Annotated in this window: 20 protein-coding genes and 1 pseudogene; 12 read left to right on the forward strand and 9 right to left on the reverse strand. The window is 60.5% G+C overall.

Features of this window, described 5'->3' with window-relative positions; all coding sequences use genetic code 11:
* The first annotated feature begins 14 nt into the window (after positions 1-14).
* The 4 genes from ispH to PH605_RS03145 all read left to right on the forward strand — a co-directional run bounded on the left by ispH (position 15) and on the right by PH605_RS03145 (position 3,003).
* The gene (gene ispH, locus PH605_RS03130) at positions 15-1,061 is read left to right on the forward strand and encodes a 4-hydroxy-3-methylbut-2-enyl diphosphate reductase (protein ID WP_003521111.1); all 1,047 of its coding nucleotides are present in this window, start codon (positions 15-17) and stop codon (positions 1,059-1,061) included.
* 92 nt (positions 1,062-1,153) lie between these two features.
* Positions 1,154-2,122, forward strand: coding sequence for a homoserine kinase (locus PH605_RS03135; protein ID WP_125144717.1), 969 nt, complete (start codon positions 1,154-1,156; stop codon positions 2,120-2,122).
* Positions 2,119-2,559 (forward strand): ribonuclease HI, encoded by a 441-nt coding sequence (rnhA, locus tag PH605_RS03140; RefSeq protein WP_065654308.1) that lies wholly within the window; start codon positions 2,119-2,121, stop codon positions 2,557-2,559. The genes PH605_RS03135 and rnhA overlap by 4 nt, the downstream gene beginning before the upstream one ends.
* Before the next feature lie 135 nt (positions 2,560-2,694).
* Entirely contained in the window at positions 2,695-3,003 is a 309-nt protein-coding gene (locus PH605_RS03145; protein ID WP_065654307.1) for a Dabb family protein, read from the forward strand.
* A gap of 228 nt (positions 3,004-3,231) precedes the next feature.
* Here PH605_RS03145 and PH605_RS03150 read toward each other — a convergent pair whose 3' ends face one another.
* The gene (locus PH605_RS03150; protein ID WP_142843955.1) at positions 3,232-3,717 is read right to left on the reverse strand and encodes a peroxiredoxin; all 486 of its coding nucleotides are present in this window, start codon (positions 3,715-3,717) and stop codon (positions 3,232-3,234) included.
* Positions 3,718-3,916: 199 nt separating this feature from the next.
* A complete protein-coding gene (locus PH605_RS03155) occupies positions 3,917-4,765 on the reverse strand; it encodes a protein-disulfide reductase DsbD domain-containing protein (protein ID WP_065654306.1) in 849 nt (282 codons plus the stop codon).
* Positions 4,766-4,925: 160 nt separating this feature from the next.
* On the opposite strand from PH605_RS03155, the gene PH605_RS03160 reads away from it, so the two are divergent.
* The 3 genes from PH605_RS03160 to PH605_RS03170 all read left to right on the forward strand — a co-directional run bounded on the left by PH605_RS03160 (position 4,926) and on the right by PH605_RS03170 (position 7,329).
* On the forward strand, positions 4,926-5,531 hold the full coding sequence (locus PH605_RS03160) for a YqgE/AlgH family protein (protein WP_003521117.1): 606 nt from the start codon (positions 4,926-4,928) through the stop codon (positions 5,529-5,531).
* Between the two features lie 105 nt (positions 5,532-5,636).
* Complete coding sequence (locus PH605_RS03165) at positions 5,637-5,828, forward strand: CsbD family protein (RefSeq protein ID WP_003521119.1); 192 nt, start codon at positions 5,637-5,639, stop codon at positions 5,826-5,828.
* Between the two features lie 394 nt (positions 5,829-6,222).
* Positions 6,223-7,329 (forward strand): zinc-binding metallopeptidase family protein, encoded by a 1,107-nt coding sequence (locus PH605_RS03170; protein ID WP_142843953.1) that lies wholly within the window; start codon positions 6,223-6,225, stop codon positions 7,327-7,329.
* Between the two features lie 196 nt (positions 7,330-7,525).
* Here the strand turns inward: PH605_RS03170 and PH605_RS03175 are convergent, their stop codons facing one another.
* From PH605_RS03175 to thrC, 4 genes are all read right to left on the reverse strand, one after another.
* Positions 7,526-10,441 carry a sensor domain-containing phosphodiesterase gene (locus PH605_RS03175; protein ID WP_125144714.1) on the reverse strand — a complete coding sequence of 972 codons (2,916 nt, stop codon included), beginning with the start codon at positions 10,439-10,441 and terminating at the stop codon, positions 7,526-7,528.
* Positions 10,438-11,037, reverse strand: coding sequence for a GNAT family N-acetyltransferase (locus PH605_RS03180; protein ID WP_003509108.1), 600 nt, complete (start codon positions 11,035-11,037; stop codon positions 10,438-10,440). The genes PH605_RS03175 and PH605_RS03180 overlap by 4 nt, the downstream gene beginning before the upstream one ends.
* Before the next feature lie 93 nt (positions 11,038-11,130).
* Positions 11,131-12,429 (reverse strand): M16 family metallopeptidase, encoded by a 1,299-nt coding sequence (locus tag PH605_RS03185; RefSeq protein WP_142844245.1) that lies wholly within the window; start codon positions 12,427-12,429, stop codon positions 11,131-11,133.
* Positions 12,430-12,450: 21 nt separating this feature from the next.
* On the reverse strand, positions 12,451-13,848 hold the full coding sequence (gene thrC, locus PH605_RS03190) for a threonine synthase (RefSeq protein WP_065654302.1): 1,398 nt from the start codon (positions 13,846-13,848) through the stop codon (positions 12,451-12,453).
* A 265-nt stretch (positions 13,849-14,113) separates the two neighbouring features.
* Here thrC and PH605_RS03195 point away from each other — a divergent pair, with 265 nt between their 5' ends.
* Entirely contained in the window at positions 14,114-14,653 is a 540-nt protein-coding gene (locus PH605_RS03195; RefSeq protein WP_035236805.1) for a hypothetical protein, read from the forward strand.
* A 256-nt stretch (positions 14,654-14,909) separates the two neighbouring features.
* On the opposite strand, the pseudogene PH605_RS25325 reads toward PH605_RS03195, so the two are convergent.
* Positions 14,910-15,101, reverse strand: a pseudogene (locus PH605_RS25325) (BrnA antitoxin family protein); the annotation flags it as partial.
* 13 nt (positions 15,102-15,114) lie between these two features.
* Positions 15,115-15,804: an HAD family hydrolase gene (locus tag PH605_RS03200; protein WP_003520496.1), complete on the reverse strand. Its 690-nt coding sequence runs from the start codon at positions 15,802-15,804 to the stop codon at positions 15,115-15,117.
* 222 nt (positions 15,805-16,026) lie between these two features.
* On the opposite strand from PH605_RS03200, the gene PH605_RS03205 reads away from it, so the two are divergent.
* Both PH605_RS03205 and PH605_RS03210 read left to right on the forward strand, forming a co-directional pair.
* Entirely contained in the window at positions 16,027-16,707 is a 681-nt protein-coding gene (locus PH605_RS03205; protein ID WP_142843951.1) for a GntR family transcriptional regulator, read from the forward strand.
* A 57-nt stretch (positions 16,708-16,764) separates the two neighbouring features.
* A complete protein-coding gene (locus tag PH605_RS03210; RefSeq protein ID WP_237680903.1) occupies positions 16,765-17,214 on the forward strand; it encodes a DUF1284 domain-containing protein in 450 nt (149 codons plus the stop codon).
* On the opposite strand, the gene PH605_RS03215 is transcribed toward PH605_RS03210, so the two are convergent.
* Entirely contained in the window at positions 17,174-18,274 is a 1,101-nt protein-coding gene (locus PH605_RS03215; protein WP_142843950.1) for a hypothetical protein, read from the reverse strand. The genes PH605_RS03210 and PH605_RS03215 overlap by 41 nt on opposite strands.
* A 237-nt stretch (positions 18,275-18,511) precedes the next feature.
* Between PH605_RS03215 and PH605_RS03220 the strand changes: the two genes are divergently transcribed.
* Together PH605_RS03220 and PH605_RS03225 are read left to right on the forward strand one after the other, a co-directional pair.
* Entirely contained in the window at positions 18,512-19,657 is a 1,146-nt protein-coding gene (locus PH605_RS03220) for a site-specific DNA-methyltransferase (protein WP_065654299.1), read from the forward strand.
* A 375-nt stretch (positions 19,658-20,032) separates the two neighbouring features.
* A complete protein-coding gene (locus tag PH605_RS03225) occupies positions 20,033-20,284 on the forward strand; it encodes a type II toxin-antitoxin system ParD family antitoxin (RefSeq protein ID WP_125144708.1) in 252 nt (83 codons plus the stop codon).

Genomic DNA, 20,284 nt, shown 5'->3' on the forward strand with positions numbered 1-20,284 from the left:
GCCAAGGAGCTGGAATGAACATCGCCGTTTCCAAACCCCCTTTGACGATAAGGCTGTGCGGACCGCGCGGCTTTTGCGCGGGCGTGGACCGGGCGATCCAGATCGTCGTGCTGGCGCTGAAGGCCTATGGCGCACCCGTCTATGTCCGCCACGAAATCGTGCATAACCGTTATGTGGTGGAAGGGCTGGAAGCCAAGGGCGCGGTTTTCGTCGAGGAACTGCATGAAATTCCGGCCGAGCACCGCGAACAGCCGGTGGTTTTCTCGGCCCACGGCGTGCCGAAATCCGTGCCGGAGGATGCGCAGGCGCGTAATCTGTTCTATCTCGATGCCACTTGCCCGCTGGTCTCCAAGGTCCACAAGCAGGCCATGCGCCACCAGCGCCTTGGCCGCCATGTGGTGCTGATCGGCCATGCCGGCCACCCCGAGGTCATCGGTACCATGGGCCAGCTTCCGGAAGGAACGGTCTCGCTGATCGAAACGGTGGAAGACGCCGGCCGTTACGAACCGGCGGACCGGGAAAATCTTGGCTTCGTCACCCAGACGACACTTTCGGTCGATGACACGGCCGGCGTCATCGCCAGGCTGCAGGAACGTTTCCCGGCCATCCAGGCGCCCGCCGCCGACAGCATCTGTTACGCAACCACCAACCGTCAGGATGCGGTGAAGCAGGCGGCCCCCGGTTGCGACCTCTTCATCGTCGTCGGCGCCCCCAATTCCTCCAATTCCAAGCGGCTTGTGGAAGTGGCGCTGCGGGCCGGTGCACAGCGCTCCGTGCTGGTGCAGCGGGCCTCGGAAATCGACTGGAATGAAATCGGCGATATTCGCACCGTCGGCCTTTCGGCCGGCGCATCCGCGCCGGAGGTCATCGTCGATGAGATCATCGAAGCCTTCAAGGCGCGTTTCGATACGACGCTCGATCTCGCCGTGACGGTGGAGGAAACGGAACATTTCCTCGTCAATCGCGAGCTGCGCAGCATCGAGCTGACGACGGACGACATGGCTTTCGTGAACGGCAACGCCAATGATGCGCTGCCACCGAAAACCGCCGCCGGCATCTGAAGCGGGATGGCGCTGAATGCGGGCGGTTTCCGTCCCACCTGCGTCATCTCCACCCGAGATTTCCACTCCATCCTTCATCAAGAGATTTGAAATTGGCAGTTTATACGGACATCACCGAAGATGATCTGAGGAATTTCCTCACGCAATATGACGTCGGCAGCCTCACCTCCTACAAGGGCATTGCCGAAGGCGTCGAAAACTCCAATTTCCTGCTGCATACCACCAAGGACCCGCTGATTCTCACGCTTTATGAAAAGCGCGTGGAGAAATCCGATCTGCCCTTCTTCCTCGGCCTCATGCAGCATCTGGCCGCCAAGGGCCTGTCCTGCCCCCTGCCGCTGCCGCGCAAGGATGGCGAGTTGCTGGGAGAGCTATCGGGCCGGCCGGCGGCGCTCATCTCCTTTCTCGAGGGCATGTGGCTGAGAAAGCCGGAAGCGAAACATTGCCGCGAAGTCGGCAAGGCGCTGGCCGCCATGCATCTGGCCGGCGAGGGGTTCGAGATCAAGCGGCCGAACGCGCTTTCCGTCGAAGGCTGGAAGGTACTTTGGGACAAGTCCGAAGCGCGCGCCGACGAGGTGGAGAAGGGCCTGAAAGACGAGATTCGCCCGGAAATCGATTATCTCGCCGCCCATTGGCCGAAGGATCTGCCGGCCGGCGTCATCCATGCGGATCTGTTCCAGGACAATGTGTTCTTCCTCGGCGATGAACTGTCCGGCCTGATCGATTTTTATTTCGCCTGCAACGACCTGCTGGCTTATGACGTGTCGATCTGCCTCAATGCCTGGTGCTTCGAAAAGGATGGCGCTTACAACGTCACCAAGGGCAAGGCGCTGCTGGAAGGTTACCAGTCGGTGCGCCCGCTGAGCGCAGCGGAGCTCGAGGCGCTGCCGCTTCTGGCGCGCGGTTCGGCGCTGCGTTTCTTCCTCACCCGCCTTTATGACTGGCTGACGACGCCGGAAGGCGCGCTGGTGGTCAAGAAGGACCCGCTGGAATATCTGCGCAAGCTGCGGTTCCACCGTTCCATCGCCACTGTCGCCGAATATGGGCTGGCGGGCGAATGAAACATGTCGATATTTTCACCGATGGCGCCTGCTCCGGCAATCCCGGTCCCGGCGGCTGGGGCGCCGTGCTGCGTTACGGTGAGGTGGAGAAGGAACTCTTGGGCGGCGAGGCCGAGACCACCAATAACCGCATGGAATTGATGGCGGCGATTTCGGCGCTCAATGCGCTGAAAAGCCCCTGCGAGGTCGATCTTTATACCGACAGCGCCTATGTGAAGGACGGCATCACCAAGTGGATTTTCGGCTGGAAAAAGAAGGGCTGGAAAACCGCCGATAACAAGCCGGTCAAGAATGTTGAGCTATGGCAGGCGCTGGAAGCGGCGCAACAACGCCATAAGGTTACCTTGCACTGGGTCAAGGGCCATGCCGGCCACCCGGAAAACGAACGCGCCGACGAATTGGCGCGAAAGGGCATGGAGCCCTTCAAACGGCGGTAATGGAAGCCTGCTCTATTTCGGGCCGGGCAAATCCGAGCCGGCGACCCCGTTATCGGGGGTTGTGAAAACCGAAACCCGACCTATCTTGTCGTCAAGGGGCGCTCCGGTAGCGCTCAACGGAGGAGAGAAATCCGGATGATCCTGCATTGTGTATTTCTACGCTTCAAGGCTGCAACGGCCGCTTCTGAAAAACACGCAATATTCGAGGCGATTGCCGCCCTGAAGGATGTGATACCCGGCATCATCGATGTGAAATACGGCCAGAATGTCTCACCCGAGGGGCTGAATGGCGGTTTTGTCGACGGTTTCATTGTGACGCTGGAGAGCCCCGAGGCCCGCGACGACTATCTCGCCCATCCCAAGCACATGGAAGTGGGGGAACGTCTCGTGTCGCTCACCGATGGCGGTCTGGCCGGGCTTCTGGTGTTCGATATGAATGTTTGAGTGGAGGGCGGCGGGGCCGCCCTTTATTCTGCAATGTGAATGCCTATAGCAGAATCGTATCACGAAAGGCGCCGTCACCCCGGACTTGATCCGGGGTCCAGTGCGATCAAGTCTTTGATCGCGAAAGACTCTTCCTACGGCGCAGACGCGCCGTGGCTGGATGCCGGATCAAGTCCGGCATGACGGGAAGCAGGAGCCTTTACATGCAACGAGGGACCAGGCTCGCCCTCAAAGCTGCTCGATCATCGCCGCAGCGGCAGAGACCGTCGCCTGGCCGGGGTTCTCTTCCACGTTGAGCGACTTCACCACACCGTCTTCCACCAGCATCGAATAACGCTTGGAGCGCACGCCGAGGCCGCCGGCGGAAAGATCGGCATCGAGGCCGAGCGCCTTGGTGAAAGCGGCGTCCCAGTCGGCGAGGAAGTGGATTTTGCCCTGACCGCCGGAGGATTGCGCCCATGCGCCCATCACGTGCCAGTCATTGACGGCGACGACGGCGATGTCATCCACGCCCTTGGAAAGAATGGTGTCGCGGTTTTCGAGATAACCCGGCAGATGGTTCAGTGAGCAGGTGGGGGTGAAAGCGCCGGGGACGGCGAAGAGAACCACCTTCTTGCCGCCGAAAAGCGCGTCCGTGGTGGTTTCCACCGGGCCCTCGGCCGTCTTTTCCTTGAAAGTTGCGGAAGGCAGTTTTTCGCCGATCTTGATGGTCATGTCCGTGCTCCTATAGCCGTTCGGTTCGCGCGACTATAGAGTTTGGCAGGGAAAAGTGGAACCCGGTTTTCCCGGGCAGACAAACGAAAACAAGGCGTCCGGATCCCGTCAGATTCAGAATGAAGCTGACAGAATGCTGAGCACGGAAATGAAATCTGCCATGCGGTTTTCGAGCTGGTTTCCAGCGCTGAAACGCTGCTCAGGGCTTCGGGAAATTCAGCATGGTTTCCATGGCCCGATCGCCGGATTTGACCAGGATAGGCCAGCTATTGCCCTGCACCTGATAGGTTTTCGGCAGGCCCTTGATGTTCATGTAGAAGGAGAGCTTGCGCTTGTCGCGCACCAGGTTCTGCGGCTCGTAATAGGCAAAGCCCGAGGGACCGGCGATGAAGATTTCGGTCTCCTTCGGCGCGTTTTCCGGAAGCTGCAATTGCACGCCGAGCATGGTCTTGTCGGGCGTGATGTGGAAATCGATCACCTTGAAATCGTCGGAGGCCGCCTCGGGCAGCGTTTCGCGCGCCTCCTCCAGCAATCGCCGCTCCTCGTGGTCGTCATCACCGGCATTGCCGCGCTCGATTGAAAACTTCGCCTCGAAGGGAATGCAGATATTCTGACACACGCCGATGAAGGCGGTGAGATCGATTTTCCCGCCTGCCGCCGGGTCCGTGGCTTTCAGCTGAAACGGAAGGCTGACGGCGTGGTCGTAGCCGATATCGGTGATGTCGCCGTTTTCGATCAGCTTCGGAACCGGATAGGCCATGGTGGTGAGCGTTACGCCGCTTGCCGGATCGGGCGTGATCTGCGGCGGTATGCCCGCTTCGCCCGGTTCGCGCCAATAGGTGATCCAGCCGTCCTTCGGCTCGATCTGCAGCACGCCGCGCACCACGCCGTCGGCATCCATGGCAAGGCTTGCCACGCGCATCTGGCCGCCTTCGCTTCTGGCCCAGTCGGTAATCTCGGCCTGGGCGGCTTCAGCACCGCCAAGTAGGGCAGCAAATGCCGCTGCAAAACGGAAATGTGAAAATCGAAAGAATATTCTGGCGCTCATGCTTTCCGTCTAACCCAACATCGCCCGGCGGACCAGTTACGAATTCGTGCGGTTCATCATTTTCGGTTGATTGATCGGGCGCTATGCCGCATCCTGTCCTTTGTCGAAGTGCGAACGCCGTTTTCGTTAAATGACGGAATGCGGTCTGCTGGAGGCGCCGGTGAGCTTTTCAACCCTGATGGACAAACGCGAACGTGGCTTTCTCGATGGTCAGTTCCTCATCGCGATGCCGGGGCTGGACGACGGCAATTTTGCCCGTTCGGTGATCTATATCTGCGCCCATTCGGATGCCGGCGCCATGGGGTTCATCATCAACCGGCCGCAGCAGATCACCTTTACCGATATTCTGCTGCACCTGAAACTGGTGGACAGCAACGACGCCATCATGCTGCCCAACCGCACCCGCGAATTTCCGATCCAGTGCGGCGGCCCGGTGGAATCCGGCCGGGGTTTCGTGCTGCATTCGGATGATTATTTAAGCGAATCCAGCATTCCGGTCAGCGATGATATTTCGTTGACGGCAACGCTCGATATCGTCCGCGCCATTTCCAACGGCCGCGGTCCGCAAAGGGCGACCATGATGCTCGGTTATGCCGGCTGGGGTCCGGGCCAGCTGGAAAACGAGATCGCCAATAATGGCTGGCTGAATTGCCCCGCTGCGGAAGAGCTGATCTTCGACCGTGGGCTGGACAATAAATACGAGCGGGCGCTGGCGCTCATGGGCGTCGATGCGCGCATGCTTTCCACGGATGCCGGGCACGCCTGAGCCCCAGAATGTTCCGCCGGTTTTGGCTGGAACCAAATCCCGAGCCCTGACGTTACTCACCCGGAAAGCCGGACAGAAAGTACGGCTCAACAAGGGAGTAGTATTATGGGTAGCACATCTGACAAGATCGCCGGTAAAGCCAATGAAGTTGCTGGCAAGGTGAAGAAGAACGTCGGCGAAGCGACGGGCAATAATGAATTGCGCGCCAAGGGTGCTGCCCAGGAAGCCAAGGGCAAGGTACAGACCAGCGTTGGCAAGGCGAAAGACGCCGTCAAGGGTGCCGTCGACCGCATGTAATGCCGTCTGACGGTGTCGCGCCTCTTTCGATGCGGCGCTTCGGAGCGCATGTGTTGACCGCACATGCGCTCTTGTCGTCTGGGATGTTCCGAAGGCTGTCGCCTGTTACGCCCTTCATATGCGCTCCGGGCTTACCCCCCTCTGTCCTGCCGGACATCTCCCCCTCAAGGGGGGAGATCGACCTGAGGCGAGGTCTCGCCCATCTCAATACTTGAGAATGGAGTGGTGGAAGAGCGTCTTGCCGATCTCCCCCCTTGAGGGGGAGATGTCCGGCAGGACAGAGGGGGGTAAGCCCGGAGCGCAGGAGCGTCAATGATTTTCAGCTGTCGTCTACGGTGCGTGTTGGCATCGTATGTTTCCTCCACCCACCCGATCCATCGCAAGGGTTTCATCGATGAAGCTTTTTTCCTGCGCATCCTGCGGCCAGCCGGTTCATTTCGACAATCGTTTTTGCGTTTCCTGCGGTCATCGTCTGGCCTTCGTGCCGGAGCGGCTTTCAATGGAGGCGCTTTCGCCCGCGGGTGAGCCGAACTGGCAGATTGTCGCGGACCCGCAAAAACAGGTGCGGTTTTGTGCCAATGAAGTGAACGATATCTGCAACTGGTCAGTGCCGGCGCAAAGCGACAGCGCCTTCTGCCCGGCCTGCAGCCACAACCGTCTGGTGCCGGATATCGCAACCGAACAGGGCATCGCGCAATGGCGTCGCATCAGCCAGGCGCAGCGGCATCTGTTCTATTCGATCCTGCGGCTTGGCTTGCCGCATCCCAACCGCGATGCGGACCCTGCCGGTGGCCTCGTCTTCGACTTTCTGGTGGATGCGGTGGCGCCCGATGGTTCCGTCATTCCCGCCATGACCGGTCACGATGAGGGCCTCATCGCCATTCGCGCCGCAGAGGCTGATGATGCAACGCGCGAGCAGGTGCGCGCCAATATGAACGAGCCCTACCGCACCATGCTTGGCCATTTCCGCCATGAGGTAGGGCACTTTATCTGGAATAAGCTGGTGCGGGACGCAAACCGGCTGGAAGCCTGCCGCGCCGTCTTCGGCGATGAGCGCGAGGATTACGGCGCTGCCCTGCAACGCAATTACGATGGCGGACCACGCCCCGACTGGCAGGAAAGCTTCATCAGTTCCTATGCGTCCGTCCACCCCTGGGAGGATTTCGCCGAGTGTTTCGCCCATTATCTGCATATCGTCGATACGCTGGAGACCGCCCGCGCCTTCGGCGTCGCAATCGATCCTGATGGGCATGAGGAAATGGCGGCCGAGGTGACGTTTGATCCTTACAAAGCCCGCAGCGCCGCGCAGCTGGTCAAGGCGTGGATTCCGCTCAGTGTCGCCATCAATTCCATCCAGCGCAGCATGGGGGAGGCTGACCTCTATCCCTTCGTGCTGACACCGCCGGTGGTGGTGAAGATGGAATTCATTCATGACCTGCTGCATGGGAGGGTGGCGGCGGATGAGTCGCCGATGGCCGAGCAGAATGCGGTAGTGCAGTAAATGTGCGGCAGGCGGAGTGTCCTGATCAGGAGAAGCGCGGTTTTCTTCTCCCGTCATACCGGCCTTGAGCCGGTATCCAGCCAGCCCAAGTCCTTGGGCTGAAAGGAGTCTTTCCGCCGGGCAGACGCCCGTTGGCTGGATTCCGGCTCAAGGCCGGAATGACGGAGGTAGCCTACCTCGCGTTCCAATACTCCGCTTACGAAGCCCGCTTCGTCGGCTGGAAACGCTCTCTCAGCAACTTCAGCGCCGCATCGCCCGAAACCGGAGTGCCGAACAGGAAGCTTTGGCCGAAATGGCAGTTCATGCGCGCCAGTTCCGCTGCATCCTCGGGTGTTTCGATGCCTTCCGCCACGACCTGCATGTCGAGCGCCCGCGCCATGGCGATGACGGAGCGCAGCAGAACGTTGCGCTTGTCGCTGGTATTGGCCACCAACGCCTTGTCGAGCTTGATCGTGTCGAAGGGGAAGCGGGTCAGATAGGCGAGTGACGAATAGCCGGTGCCGAAATCGTCCATGGCGAGGCTGAGGCCCGTTTCCTTGAGCTTGGAAAGCACCAGCCGCGCCTGCTCCGGGTTTTCCATGACGACGGATTCCGTCAGTTCCAGCTTCAGCTGCTGCGGATTGCAGCGCGTGCGGGTCAGCATGCCGCGCACGTCGTTGTACAATTCATTGTTCAGCAGCTGCGCGCTGGAAATATTGACGGAAATGAAGATCGGCATCTTCTCGATGGCGTGCTGCCAGTCCATAAGATCGGTCGCCGCCCGTTCCAGCGCGAACATGCCGAGCGGCTCGATCAGGCCGGAGGCCTCCGCAATCGGAATGAACTCGCTCGGCGGAATATTGCCGCGCTTGGGGTGCTCCCACCGCATCAGCGCTTCGAAACCGGCCAGCTCGCCATCGTCGAGCTTGACGATCGGCTGGTAGGCCAGCGACAGCTCCTTGCGCTCGATGGCGCGGCGAAGGTCGCTTTCCATTTGCAGCCGGTCGGTGCCCGACGTGCGGAAGGCAGGGCGGAAGGGCTCGACGCGGTTTCCGCCAGCGCGCTTGGCGCGATACATGGCGAGTTCCGCATCGCTCAAGAGTCCTGCCGCACTTTCCTGCTGGTCGATCCACGAAACGAGGCCGATGGAAGCGGTGAGGATGATTTCGCGATTGGCGAAATTGATCGGCACCATGATCGCCTTGTTCACCGCATCGGCGAAATCGGCCACACGCTGCGGATCGCGCTCCGAGGTCAGGATCAGGCCGAACTCATCGCCGCCAAGACGCGCCAGCGTATCCTGCGGTTTCAACAGGCGGCGCAGACGACGGGTCAGCGCAATGAGGATATTGTCACCGGCGGCAATGCCGAGCGTATCGTTGACCAGCTTGTAGCGGTCGATATCGATGGCCATCACGGTCGGGCGCACGCCGTCGCTGTCGGAAGACAGGTTGAGGATCGATTGCAGGCGGTCGAGGAAAACCTGCCGGTTCGGAAGCCCGGTCAGATTGTCGTTCATCGCATCCTGCAACAGCCGCTCGACCGAATTTTTCTGCTCGGTAATATCGGTGATGGTGCCGACGCAGCGGATGATTTCGCCGTTGGAGCCGAGAACCGGGCGCGCGCGGATTTGCAGCCAGTGGAAATGACCGTCTTCGGCGCGAATACGGAATTCGTGGTTGAGGCGGCCCTTGCGATGGTCAAGCAGCACGTCGAGCGTCGCCTTGAACCGGTCGCGGTCATCAGGGTGCAGGCGCGGCAACCAGTTGCGTGCCGCACCGTGCATGGCGCCGGGTTCCAGCCCCAGCCGGTTGGAAATGTCGGGCGTGGTGACGATGCGGTCGCGTGTCACATCCCAGTCCCAGACCGTATCGCCGCTGCCCGTTAAGGCCAGCGACTGGCGTTCGAGATCGGAGAAGAGACCCTGCTGATAGGCGCTGCCGGCAAAGGCGTGCTGAATGACGGTAAAGCCGATCAGCAGCACGATCAGCACCAGCCCGCCGCCGAGCGCCGGCTGCACGATGTCGTTGTCCAGTTGTCCCGTCACCGTCAGCCAGCTGCCGAACAGCCAGACGAGGATCAACGCCCAGGAAGGCACCAGCAAAATCGCCCGGTCATATTTGTTGAAACCGAGATAGACGATAAGCGCGATGCCGGCCGTTGCGGTGAGCGCAAAGGACACGCGCGCAATGCCGGAGGCGACCGAGGGATCGTAGATCGCCACACCGAACAGCAGCGCCAGACCCACCACCCAGGCAAAGGTCGCATAACCCAGATGCGCATGCCATCGGTTGAGATTGAGATAGGTGAACAGGAAGACCACGAAACTGGAGGCGAGCGCCACTTCCGCGCCCGCCCTCCATATTCGCTGATCGCTTGAGGTGACGGTGATGAGCTTTTCGAGGAAGCCGAAATCGACGCAGATATAGGCGAGCACCGCCCATGCGAGCGCGGCCGAGGCCGGCAGAACGGAGGTTCCCTTGACCACGAAAAGGATGGTCAGAAGCACGGCGAGCAGGCCGGCAATGCCGAGGACGATGCCGCGATAGAGCGTAAACGCGTTGATCGTGTCCTTGTAGGCCTCCGGCTCCCACAGATAAAGCTGCGGCAGCTGCGGCGTGGAAAGCTCGGCGACGAAGGTGATGACGGAGCCGGGATTGAGGGTGATGCGGAACACGTCGGCATCCGGGCTCGGCTGCCGGTCGAGCGCAAAGCCTTCGCTCGGCGTAATCGCCATGATGCGCTGCGAGCCGAGATCGGGCCAGAACAGCTTGGAATTCACGAGGCGGAAATGCGGGGCGACGATGACGCGCTCCAGCTGCTCTTCGGAGACGTTGGCGAGTGCGAAAACCGCCCAGTCGCCCTGATGGTCGGTGGAGCTGGCGCGCACCTCGATACGGCGGCGAATGCCGTCGGGGCCGGGCGCGGTCGAGACCTGAAAGGCTTCGCCCTGGTTGGCATAGATATCGGTGGTGGCCGTCAGGTCGAGCGCCGTGTCGTCACGGGAAATCTTCACCGGCTCGAAGGCGTAGGAATAGGAAGAGAAAAGCAGGAAAAGCAGGAAAAACGGCGCAGCCAGCGCGATTGCCGCCAGACGTTTCGCAAGGCAAGGCGCAGTGTGATTGTAGGTCATGTATCGTACTTCGTTCCGCCGGAGCTTTGCTTGTCGGCAAGAAGGGAAAACATCATATGATCCCGCCATTGGCCATTGATTTTCAGATATTCCCGCAGGAGGCCTTCCCGCTGGAACCCGGCATTTTCGAGAAGCCGGATGCTTTTGAAGTTTTCCGGAATACAGGCTGCCTCGATACGGTGCAACTGAAGTCCGTTAAAGATGTATGGTATTACCAATTTTAATGCGGCAGACATATGGCCTTGCGCGGCGTGCCGCTCGCCGATCCAGTATCCGATCATGCAGCTTTGCGCCGCACCCCGGCGGATGTACCCGATGGTGATGCCGCCGACCAGCAGCGTCTCTTTCTCGAATAGCAGGAAGGAAACGGCGGTGCCGGAGGAAAATTCCTGGCCGTTGCGCACCACGCGCATGCGGAAGGCGCCTTCCGTCAGCTCGTCCGGCCGCCAGGTCGGCTCCCATGGCTGGAGAAACTGCCGGCTTTCGGAGCGCAGCACATGCCATTGCTTGAAATCGCCGTAGCGCGGCAGTCTGAGAAGGTGATTGGCGCTGCGCAGTTCGGGCGTGTCGCTATGTCGGGAAAGAAAACGCAGCATTCACGATCCCTGTGCGGCAGACATCGCCATCCGCGAGCGGGATGGCGAAAAAGATGAGCGGTCTTCGCCTTTAAATCCCGCTCTCATATCGGTTTATCCGTTCGCCTTTATCCTTGCGGGCTGCTGCGCGGAAAGCGCCGCAGTGATGTCGGAAAGAGGCGGCAGATGTTCGAGCGGGCCAATTGCGGACAATGTCGGAACTGTATCGAAAAACAGCCGTCCCGCAAGATCGGTCAGGCGCGCGCGGGTGATGTCGCCAAGCCGCTCCATCATCTCCTCATTGGGGATGGGCCGGCCGTAAAGCATCATCTGGCGGGCCATCTGGCCGGCGCGGGCGGCCGGGCTTTCCTGGCCCATCAGCAGCTGCGCGCGGATCTGCGCCCGGGCGCGGTCGATTTCTTCCTGATGGATGGTCTGCGAGGACTTGCGAAGTTCCTCCAGAATGACGGGCACCAGTTCCGGCAGGTCGTTGCCGCCGGTGGCCGCATGCACGCCGAAGATGCCGGTATCGGAAAAGCCCCAGTGGAATGCATAGACGGAATAGCAGAGGCCGCGATATTCGCGCACTTCCTGGAACAGGCGGGAGGACATGCCGCCGCCCAGTATATTGGCGAGAATCTGCGAACAATAGAAATCGCGGGCGTGATAGGCCTTGCCCTCGAAGCCGAAGAGCACCTGCGCATCCATCAGGTCGCGCGTTTCGCGGATTTCGCCACCGGTATAGATCGCTTTTTCCATAACCGGTGTGGCAATGGGCAGCTGCGGCAGCGAGGCGAAACGCTCTTCCACCTGCTTCACGAAGCTTTCGTGATCGACAGCACCGGCCGCCACGACGAAGATGCGATCCGTCGTGTAGTTGCGGGCGAGATAATGCCTGATCTGGCCGGTGGTGAAGGATTGAACGGTTTCCGGCGTGCCGAGGATCGGGCGGCCGATGGTCTGGTCGCGATAGGCGACACCGGAGAAATTGTCGAAGATCACGTCGTCGGGCGTATCGGTCGCCGCGCCGATTTCCTGCAGGATGACGTTTTTCTCCCGCTCCAGCTCGTCTTCGTCGAACAGCGATTCCGTCAGGATGTCGGCAAGGATATCGACGGCGAGGGGAACGTGGTCTTTCAGGACGCGGGCGTAGTAGGAGGTCGTTTCGGTCGATGTCGCGGCGTTGACTTCGCCGCCGACATTTTCGATTTCTTCGGCGATCTGCCGGGCAGTGCGGCGCGCCGTGCCCTTGAAAGCCATATGTTCGAGAAGATGGGCGATGCCGTGTTCGGCAGTCGTCTCGTTGCGGGAACCGGATTTGATCCACACCCCAAGAGCGACGCTTTCGAGATGCGGCATTTTTTCCGTCACAACGGTCAACCCGGACGAAAGCCGGGTCACATTTACTCTCATACTCAACGTCTTTCCGCGTCTCTATTTGCCGGCGCGTGCGTTTTTGCCGATGAAGGTTTCCACGGCTTTGAGCTCCGCATCCAGAATGTCGAAACGCTCCTCCCGGTTCATAATGTCAGCTAACCATACTGGAAGCGCAGGCTCGATTGCGCAAGCGGATTTTACAGCGGCCGGGAATTTAGCCGGGTGAGCGGTCGACAGAACGACCATCGGGCTTGACGCCTTTTCATGCTTTTCCGCCACGAAAACGCCGGTCGCCGTATGAGGGTCGATCAGGTAGCCGGTTTTCTCAAGCGTGTCGCGGATCGTTGCCGCCACCTGCTTTTCGGTGGCGCGGCCGGCGCGGAAATCGCGTCTGATGAATTTCAGCGCGTGCGGCGGAATTTCAAAGGATCCGGATTGCTTGAGGCCGTCCATCGATGCCTTTACCGCAGCGGAATCACGGCCATAGGCTTCGAACAGCAGCCGCTCGAAGTTGGATGAAATCTGGATGTCCATCGAAGGCGAGGTGGTCGGCTTGACGCCGCGCATCTCGTAACGGCCGGTCTTCAGCGTGCGCGCCAGAATGTCGTTGTCATTGGTGGCGATGACGAGCTTGTCGATCGGCAGGCCCATCTTCTTGGCGACGTAACCGGCGAAGATATCGCCGAAATTGCCGGTTGGGACGGTGAAGGAAATCTTCCGGTCGGGGCCGCCGAGCGAAAGCGACGCGGTGAAATAATAGACCACCTGCGCCATGATGCGCGCCCAGTTGATGGAGTTGACGCCGGAAAGCTTCACGCCATCGCGGAACTTCACGTCGTTGAACATCTCCTTCACCAGCGTCTGGCAATCGTCGAAATTGCCGTTGATTGCCAGCGCATGCACGTTGGAAGCGGTCGAGGTCGTCATCTGGCGCTGCTGCACCGGAGAGACCTTGCCGTTCGGGAAAAGGATGAAGATATCGGTGCGCTCGCGCCCGGCAAAGGCGTCGATGGCCGCGCCGCCGGTATCGCCCGAGGTTGCGCCGACAATGGTGGCGCGCTCGCCGCGTTCGGAAAGCGTATAGTCCATCAGGCGGGCGAGAAGCTGCATCGCCACGTCCTTGAAGGCGAGCGTGGTGCCGTGGAAAAGCTCGAGAACGAAGGTGTTCGGGCCGGTCTGCGTCAGCGGCACGACGGCAGGATGGCGGAAGGTCGCATAGGCGTCGTCAATCATCGCCTTGAACTTGTCTGCCGGAATCTCGCCGCCGGTGAAACGGTAGAGAACCTCGAAGGCGACATCCTGATAGGACTTGCCGCGCAGGTTGCGGATTTCCTTCTTCGACATGGAAGGCCATTTGCGCGGAACGTAAAGCCCGCCGTCACGGCCGAGGCCCGCCAGAAGCGCGTCGCAAAAACCAAGCGAAGGGGCCGCACCCCTGGTCGATACATATTCCACGAGATAGTCCCTTATCCGTTACCGATGCGATCGGCGTCTTTGTCCGCAGCGTCTCACCGGAATGAGGCGATTGGCGAGCTAATGAAGGGCTTTTCTGAAAATTCAAGCAAAACCGAACATGCCAATCGATTTTTTCCGGCGTCGCTGCTATAGACCATCGCCAACCTGGGTGAAAGGTCAATAAACAGCGTCTCCGGTTCTGTTCCGGGACAATGGAGAGGGAATTAGAAGAGTGTCAGGGAATTTCTTGCGTTTGTCCGCCGCGATGTCGCTTCTCGTCGTTGTTGCAGGATGCAATTCCTCCAACCCGTCGGACTCGCTTGCCGTCAACCCGCCGGCGGCGCAGGCCGCACCGACGGCTGCCGTGGTTCAGGCCAATTGCCCGGCCGTGACGGTTCTCGATGCCAACGCCGTTCATCGCGTCTACGCCGGTGGCGCCAAGGACGATCCGCAGAAACTCGCCTATCAGGTCTCGCTGTCCGATACGACGCGTTCGTGCACCGCCAATGAATCGACGCTCACCGTAAACGTGCTGGCCCAGGGCCGCCTCGTTCCCGGCCCGATGGCCAAGCCCGGCCGCGTGACCGTGCCGATCCGCGTGACGGTGAAGGACGGCGACGGCGAGATCTACGGCGAAACCACCGCCTTTGCCGTCGATGTTCCGGCAGGCGGGGCGGGCACGCAGTTCATCTTCAACAACGACCACGTCGCCATCCCCAACGGACCGGGCGGCGCACCGAAGTCGGTCAGCGTCTTCATCGGCTTCGCGGAGCAGGGCGCAAAGGCCAAGACCAAGCGCCGGTGATTTGACGGGCGAAATGTCAAAAAAACCGGAGGCTGCTCGGCAGGCTTCGGTTCTGATTGCGCGCAAAGGTCCGAATTCCGTCACCCCGGACTTGTGTGGACGTATTGTGGTTTACTTGATGCATAGGCCGGGATGCGCATCCCGGCCTATGCATCAAGTAAACCACAATACGTCCACACAAGTCCGGCATGACGGAGGAGAGGTCTACGACTTTCCATGCGTTTTAACCGGAGGGTTTTCCCACAGCCGTCGCCTTCTCCGCTGACGGGCGGCTACGGGAGTTTCGATACTCCTCCACAGCCTCAAAAAAAGCTGGCGACAAAACGTCCCTCGCGGGACGCGCATTTGCCAGCTCTTCATCTGTCATTTCGGGAAAGTCGACAGCATCCCAATCCGCTTCGGTATAGCCTTGGCCGGGTACGAATTCCTTTTGCGTCTGGGATGCCACCACAGCTACCTCCTCAAAAAGCGCCTTCCCACTCCGCCATCGCCGCAATCACGGCCGGCAGGTCCTGCATGCGCGAGATCACCGTTTCGGCGCCCGCATCCGTCAGCCGGTCGGCGTGGCTCGGATAGGTGTGGGATGCGCCGGTGAAGCCGATGACGCGCATGCCGGCGGCTCTTGCGCCATGGATGCCGTGCACGGAATCCTCGACCACGACCACGCGGTCGGGGGAAACGCCGAATTGCGCCGCGCCATGCAGGAAGATGTCGGGCTTCGGCTTCACGCGGTCGGCTCCAAGGTCCTTGGCGGAATAGATATGCGGCGCGAAATAGGGCTTCAGGCCCACCTTCGTCAGCATCATGTCGAGGCGGTGGCTCGATGAGTTCGAGCAGATGCAACGCGGCGTGGTCAGGCGCGACAGGGCGAATTTCACGCCCTCGATGATTTTCACGTCGCGTTCCAGCCGCATGTCGAGCAGCTTTTCCGATTTGTCGAGCAGCGAGGCGGAGAGCGGAATGCTGGCTTCGCTTTCCACCTGCAGAAGAATGTTCTTCCAGGTCATGCCGGCGAAACGCTCGCCCATTTCCTCTACGGAGATCGGATATCCGGCTTCGGTCAAGAGGCGGGATTCCACCTGCGCCGCGATGATTTCGGAATCGACCAGAACGCCGTCACAGTCGAAAATAATGAGGTCGAAGCCGCTCATGGGCGCTCCCTGTATCGGATTTGGCTGGAAGAAAATGATGCCGGGCTTTTAGACCATGTCCGCGCCAAGCTCAACCGGTTCACCCGCAAAGGTCGGTCCCATCAGGCTCATAGCTCGGTCGGCCTGAGTAAGCGACTGTGCCGCCTCGAATATTTGGTTTGGCGTTCCTCTTTCGCGCAAAAACCGCTACACACGGCCGCGCCATATGCGTTATGGGATGTTATGCCCAAGACAGTGAAAAACACGCCCGAAGACACCATTGCCGCGCGCATCAGCCGCACGCTCGCCGACCGCATCGTTCGCGGTGAGCTGTCGCCGGGCGAAAGGTTGCGGCAGGATCACATCGCCGCCGAATTCGGCGCGTCGCATGTGCCGGTGCGCGAGGCATTCCGCCGGCTGGAAGCGCAGGGGCTTGCCGCCAGCATTCCGCGCCGGGGTGTCCGGGTGGCGGATTTCGGCCTTGACGATGTGCGCGAGGTGGCGGAAATGCGCGCCGCCCTTGAAGTTCTGGCGCTGCGCCACGCCATTCCCAACATGACGCCCGCCATTCTCGACCAGGCGGAGGCGGCAACGCTCGAGGGCGACAGCGCCGTCGATGTGCAGCATTGGGAGGAGGCCAACCGCCGCTTCCATCGTCTCATCACCGCGCCCTGCAACATGCCGCGCCTGATGGAGGCGATCGACGGTCTTCATGCGGCGAGCGCCCGCTTCCTGTTTTCCGCCTGGCGCGCCGGCTGGGAGAGCCGCACCGATACAGATCACCGCGCGATCATCGATGCGCTGCGCGGCGGCCGCGCCGAAGAGGCGGTGCGTATTCTTGACGGGCATGTGCAATGGATTGGCCGGAAGGCCATCCGCACCTCGTCCGGCTCGGTGCGCGACGCCTTCGCCATCGTCGGATAGGGCGGGCGCGTGACCGTCCGCCTGCGGCCCCACCATCTTCTGTGTATGCTCACCTAAGTGGGCAAGGGATATACATCCGGCTTCGTCGAAAATTACGACCGTGTCGCCGCCCGCCTGAACGCCGGCGAGGAGGACATCGAGCTGGTGGATGGCCCGGACGATATTTGCGAGGGTCTGTTGTGTGAAAGCCATGCCCACTGTTTCAACGAAGGCGTGGTGCAGCGGGATGAGACAGCCCGCCTTTCGGTGTCGGCGCTTTTGGGCGAGGCACTGACTGCCGGCAAGCGGTTACAGGCGACGCCCGACTTTCTTGCGAAGATGCGTCTGGCTTTCGCCGCAGGCGAGATCAGGCCTGCCTGTCGAGGCTGTCAGTGGATAAGACTGTGCGACCGTATCGCGGCATCAGGTTTCGCAGGCGTGAAAATCGGCGAACGTCCGGAGCCTCTGGCCGGCCGGAGGCCGAGGCCTACTCCGGCACATCCGTCTCGGTTCTCTCGGCGGCCTTGACCGTCGCCTTGATCTCCTTCGGCTCGCGGCCGGATTTCTTGTCGTAGCTCACCTTCACCGAATATTCCCCGGGATGCAGGGTTTCCTGATGCTGCGTGCCGTAACGGCCGGAAATCTCCTTCTGCGTGCCCTGAAGATCCCTGGTGGTTTCAACGATATCGATCCGTTCTGCACCGGGCGCCTTGATGGCGAGAACGCCCGCATCGAGATCGAGGGTGATTTCGGTTCGTTTTCCGGCAGTCACGGTAAATGGTTGTTCCACCGTCACCTTGCCCAGACGCGCGCGCATGACGAAGTCACCAGCGGGCATTTCCATGATCTTGCCGGTGCCGTAAATGCCGTTGATGGTCTCACGCGTGCCGTCCAGCGTTTCCTTGGCAGACATCGCTTCGAAGCGGATATCGTCCGTTTCCACCGCCCGGCCGCCTTCCGCATAAACGGCCTTGGCGATTACCACGCCGCTTGGAATGACCAGCTCGTGGCTGATCTTCTCGCCCGCCTTGATGGCAAGCGTCTCCTCAGCCCGCGCCGGGCCGATGCTGCCGGTGAGGACGACGTCTCCGGCCGGCACGAAGACGGTATTCTGACCGTAGACGCTGTCCTTGAAATCGTCCTTGGTGATTTCTGTCTTTGCCTGCGTTTCCACATCACCGCCGGCGCTGCGTTTCGGCACGACGGTCAATTCCGCAGCGTCGAAATTCACCTTCGGCCTCGCGATGCTTCCGTCCTTCACCTCGAACGCCACTTCGCGGGTCACATTGCCCAGCGCCGCCACCCCGACATATTTGCCCGCCGGCAGTTTCGCCTCGAAGGTGGCGTCATAGGAGCCGCCGGCATTGTCGTCCGTACGCCCGCCGGAACGGTCCGCCTTGTAGAAATCCCACCGCACCCTGTCGCTATTGCCGAGCGACGGGCCGCCATCGAACAGGACCGCATCGGTGACGACGTTATATTGCGGGGCCGGTTGCTGCGCCTGCGATGGCGCCGGCAGCGCCGTTGCGAAAAGTGCGGCGCAGACGACATTCATGGAAAAAGAAGCCATTTTCATCACGGACCCCATTGCGGATTACCCCCTGCCATCATGGCTCTTCTCGCCGCGCCGATATGCGAGGACAGAAGAACCCGTTGTGCACAACGTTTTCGCCCGACTTCGGGTTCCCCCGCCGGCCGCCGCAAATCGCGCCTGCGGGCCGCGGCAGCCATTTATTTCGCATTTTCCGTGACTTGTTCAGGCTTTGATAACCATCTTCGGTAACCATAAGCATCAGTAGAGAGTAAGCGTATGGAGCGAGTACCAATGGCAGCAGTTTTTCCGCTGGCCGATTTTCGGCGTGCCGGTTTTGATCGTGCGGGCGAGAGCGACGCCTGGAAAGACAGCATCATCAAAGGTGATTGTGTCGCTGCCTTGGATGCCCTCCCGAGCCAGTCGGTGGATGCGATTTTCGCCGATCCACCCTATAACCTTCAGCTTGGCGGAACCCTGCACCGTCCCGATCAGTCGCTGGTCGATGCCGTCGATGACGAGTGGGACCAGTTCGCCTCCTTCGAGGCCTATGACGCCTTCACCCGCGCCTGGCTGCTCGCCTGCCGCCGTGTGCTGAAACCGAACGGCACCATCTGGGTCATCGGCTCCTACCACAATATCTTCCGCGTCGGCTCGATGCTCCAGAACCTCGATTTCTGGATCCTGAACGACATCGTTTGGCGCAAGACCAACCCCATGCCGAACTTCAAGGGCCGCCGGTTTCAGAACGCCCATGAGACGATGATCTGGGCGAGCCGCGATCCGAAAGCCAAGAACTACACCTTCAACTACGATGCGCTGAAGGCCTCCAACGACGATGTGCAGATGCGCTCCGACTGGCTGTTCCCGATCTGCAGCGGCAACGAGCGGCTAAAGGGTGACGACGGCAAGAAGGTGCATCCGACCCAGAAGCCGGAAGCGCTGCTGGCGCGCATCATCATGGCCTCCACCAAGCCGGGCGATGTCGTGCTCGACCCGTTCTTCGGCTCCGGCACCACGGGTGCCGTTGCAAAACGTCTCGGCCGCCACTTCGTCGGCATCGAGCGCGAACAGGATTACATCGATGCGGCATCGGCCCGCATCGCCGCCGTCGAGCCGCTCGGCAAGGCGGAACTGACCGTGATGACCGGCAAGAAGGCCGAACCGCGCGTTGCCTTCAACACGCTGGTGGAAAGCGGCCTCGTCCGTCCTGGCCAGGTGCTGACGGATGCACGACGCCGTTATAGCGCCATTATTCGTGCCGATGGTACTCTGGCATCCGCCGGGACCGCCGGCTCCATTCACCGCCTTGGCGCGAAGGTGCAGGGTCTCGACGCATGCAACGGATGGACGTTCTGGCATTTCGAAGACGGCGACACGCTGAAGCCGATCGACGATCTGAGAGCGATCATCCGCAGTGAACTGGCAAAGGCCGAATAGTCAAAGCCCAAAAGGCTTGGACGCAACGATCCACCGCCCGCCCTTGTCAGCCTATGTCTCCGTCCGGTTTAGTACCTTCAGTCCCGGATGGAGAACGACCAACGCCCGGCACTTCGGTGTCGGGCGTTGGTGTTTTCGAGTATACTATTTTAGCAAGACAAGTTTCGCGCAAGAGATCGGCAATACTGTCTCAAATCAGAGCAATGGTTGTGAAAATCCGGTTCGGAAAAATCACAAAAACATTGCGTCCGATGCCGCTTGCGGCAGGACTGGCGCAGGCCGGAGACCGCCATTTCCGCCTGCGCCAATTTCTTTTCCCGATCTGTTTTGACAAACTTTGCCAAATTCTGCACTCTTCCATCAAAGGAGATGAATATGGCGACCATGAACATATCGCTGCCTGCACCCATGAAAGAATGGGTCGAGGCCCAATCCAGGACGGGCCGTTACTCCAATGCGAGTGACTACGTGCGAGACCTGATCCGGAAGGACCAGGAACGAGGCGAAAAAATCGCGGCGATGCAGCGTTTTGTGGATGAGGGATTGCAGAGTGGCGTCGGGCATCGCTCGCAGGATGCCCTGTTCGCCGAGGCTGAAGCCCGCTCCATGAAACGCAAAATCGGTTGA

Source organism: Agrobacterium sp. CFBP 3001 (genome assembly GCF_027871605.1).
In the GTDB taxonomy this organism is placed as follows: domain Bacteria; phylum Pseudomonadota; class Alphaproteobacteria; order Rhizobiales; family Rhizobiaceae; genus Agrobacterium; species Agrobacterium leguminum.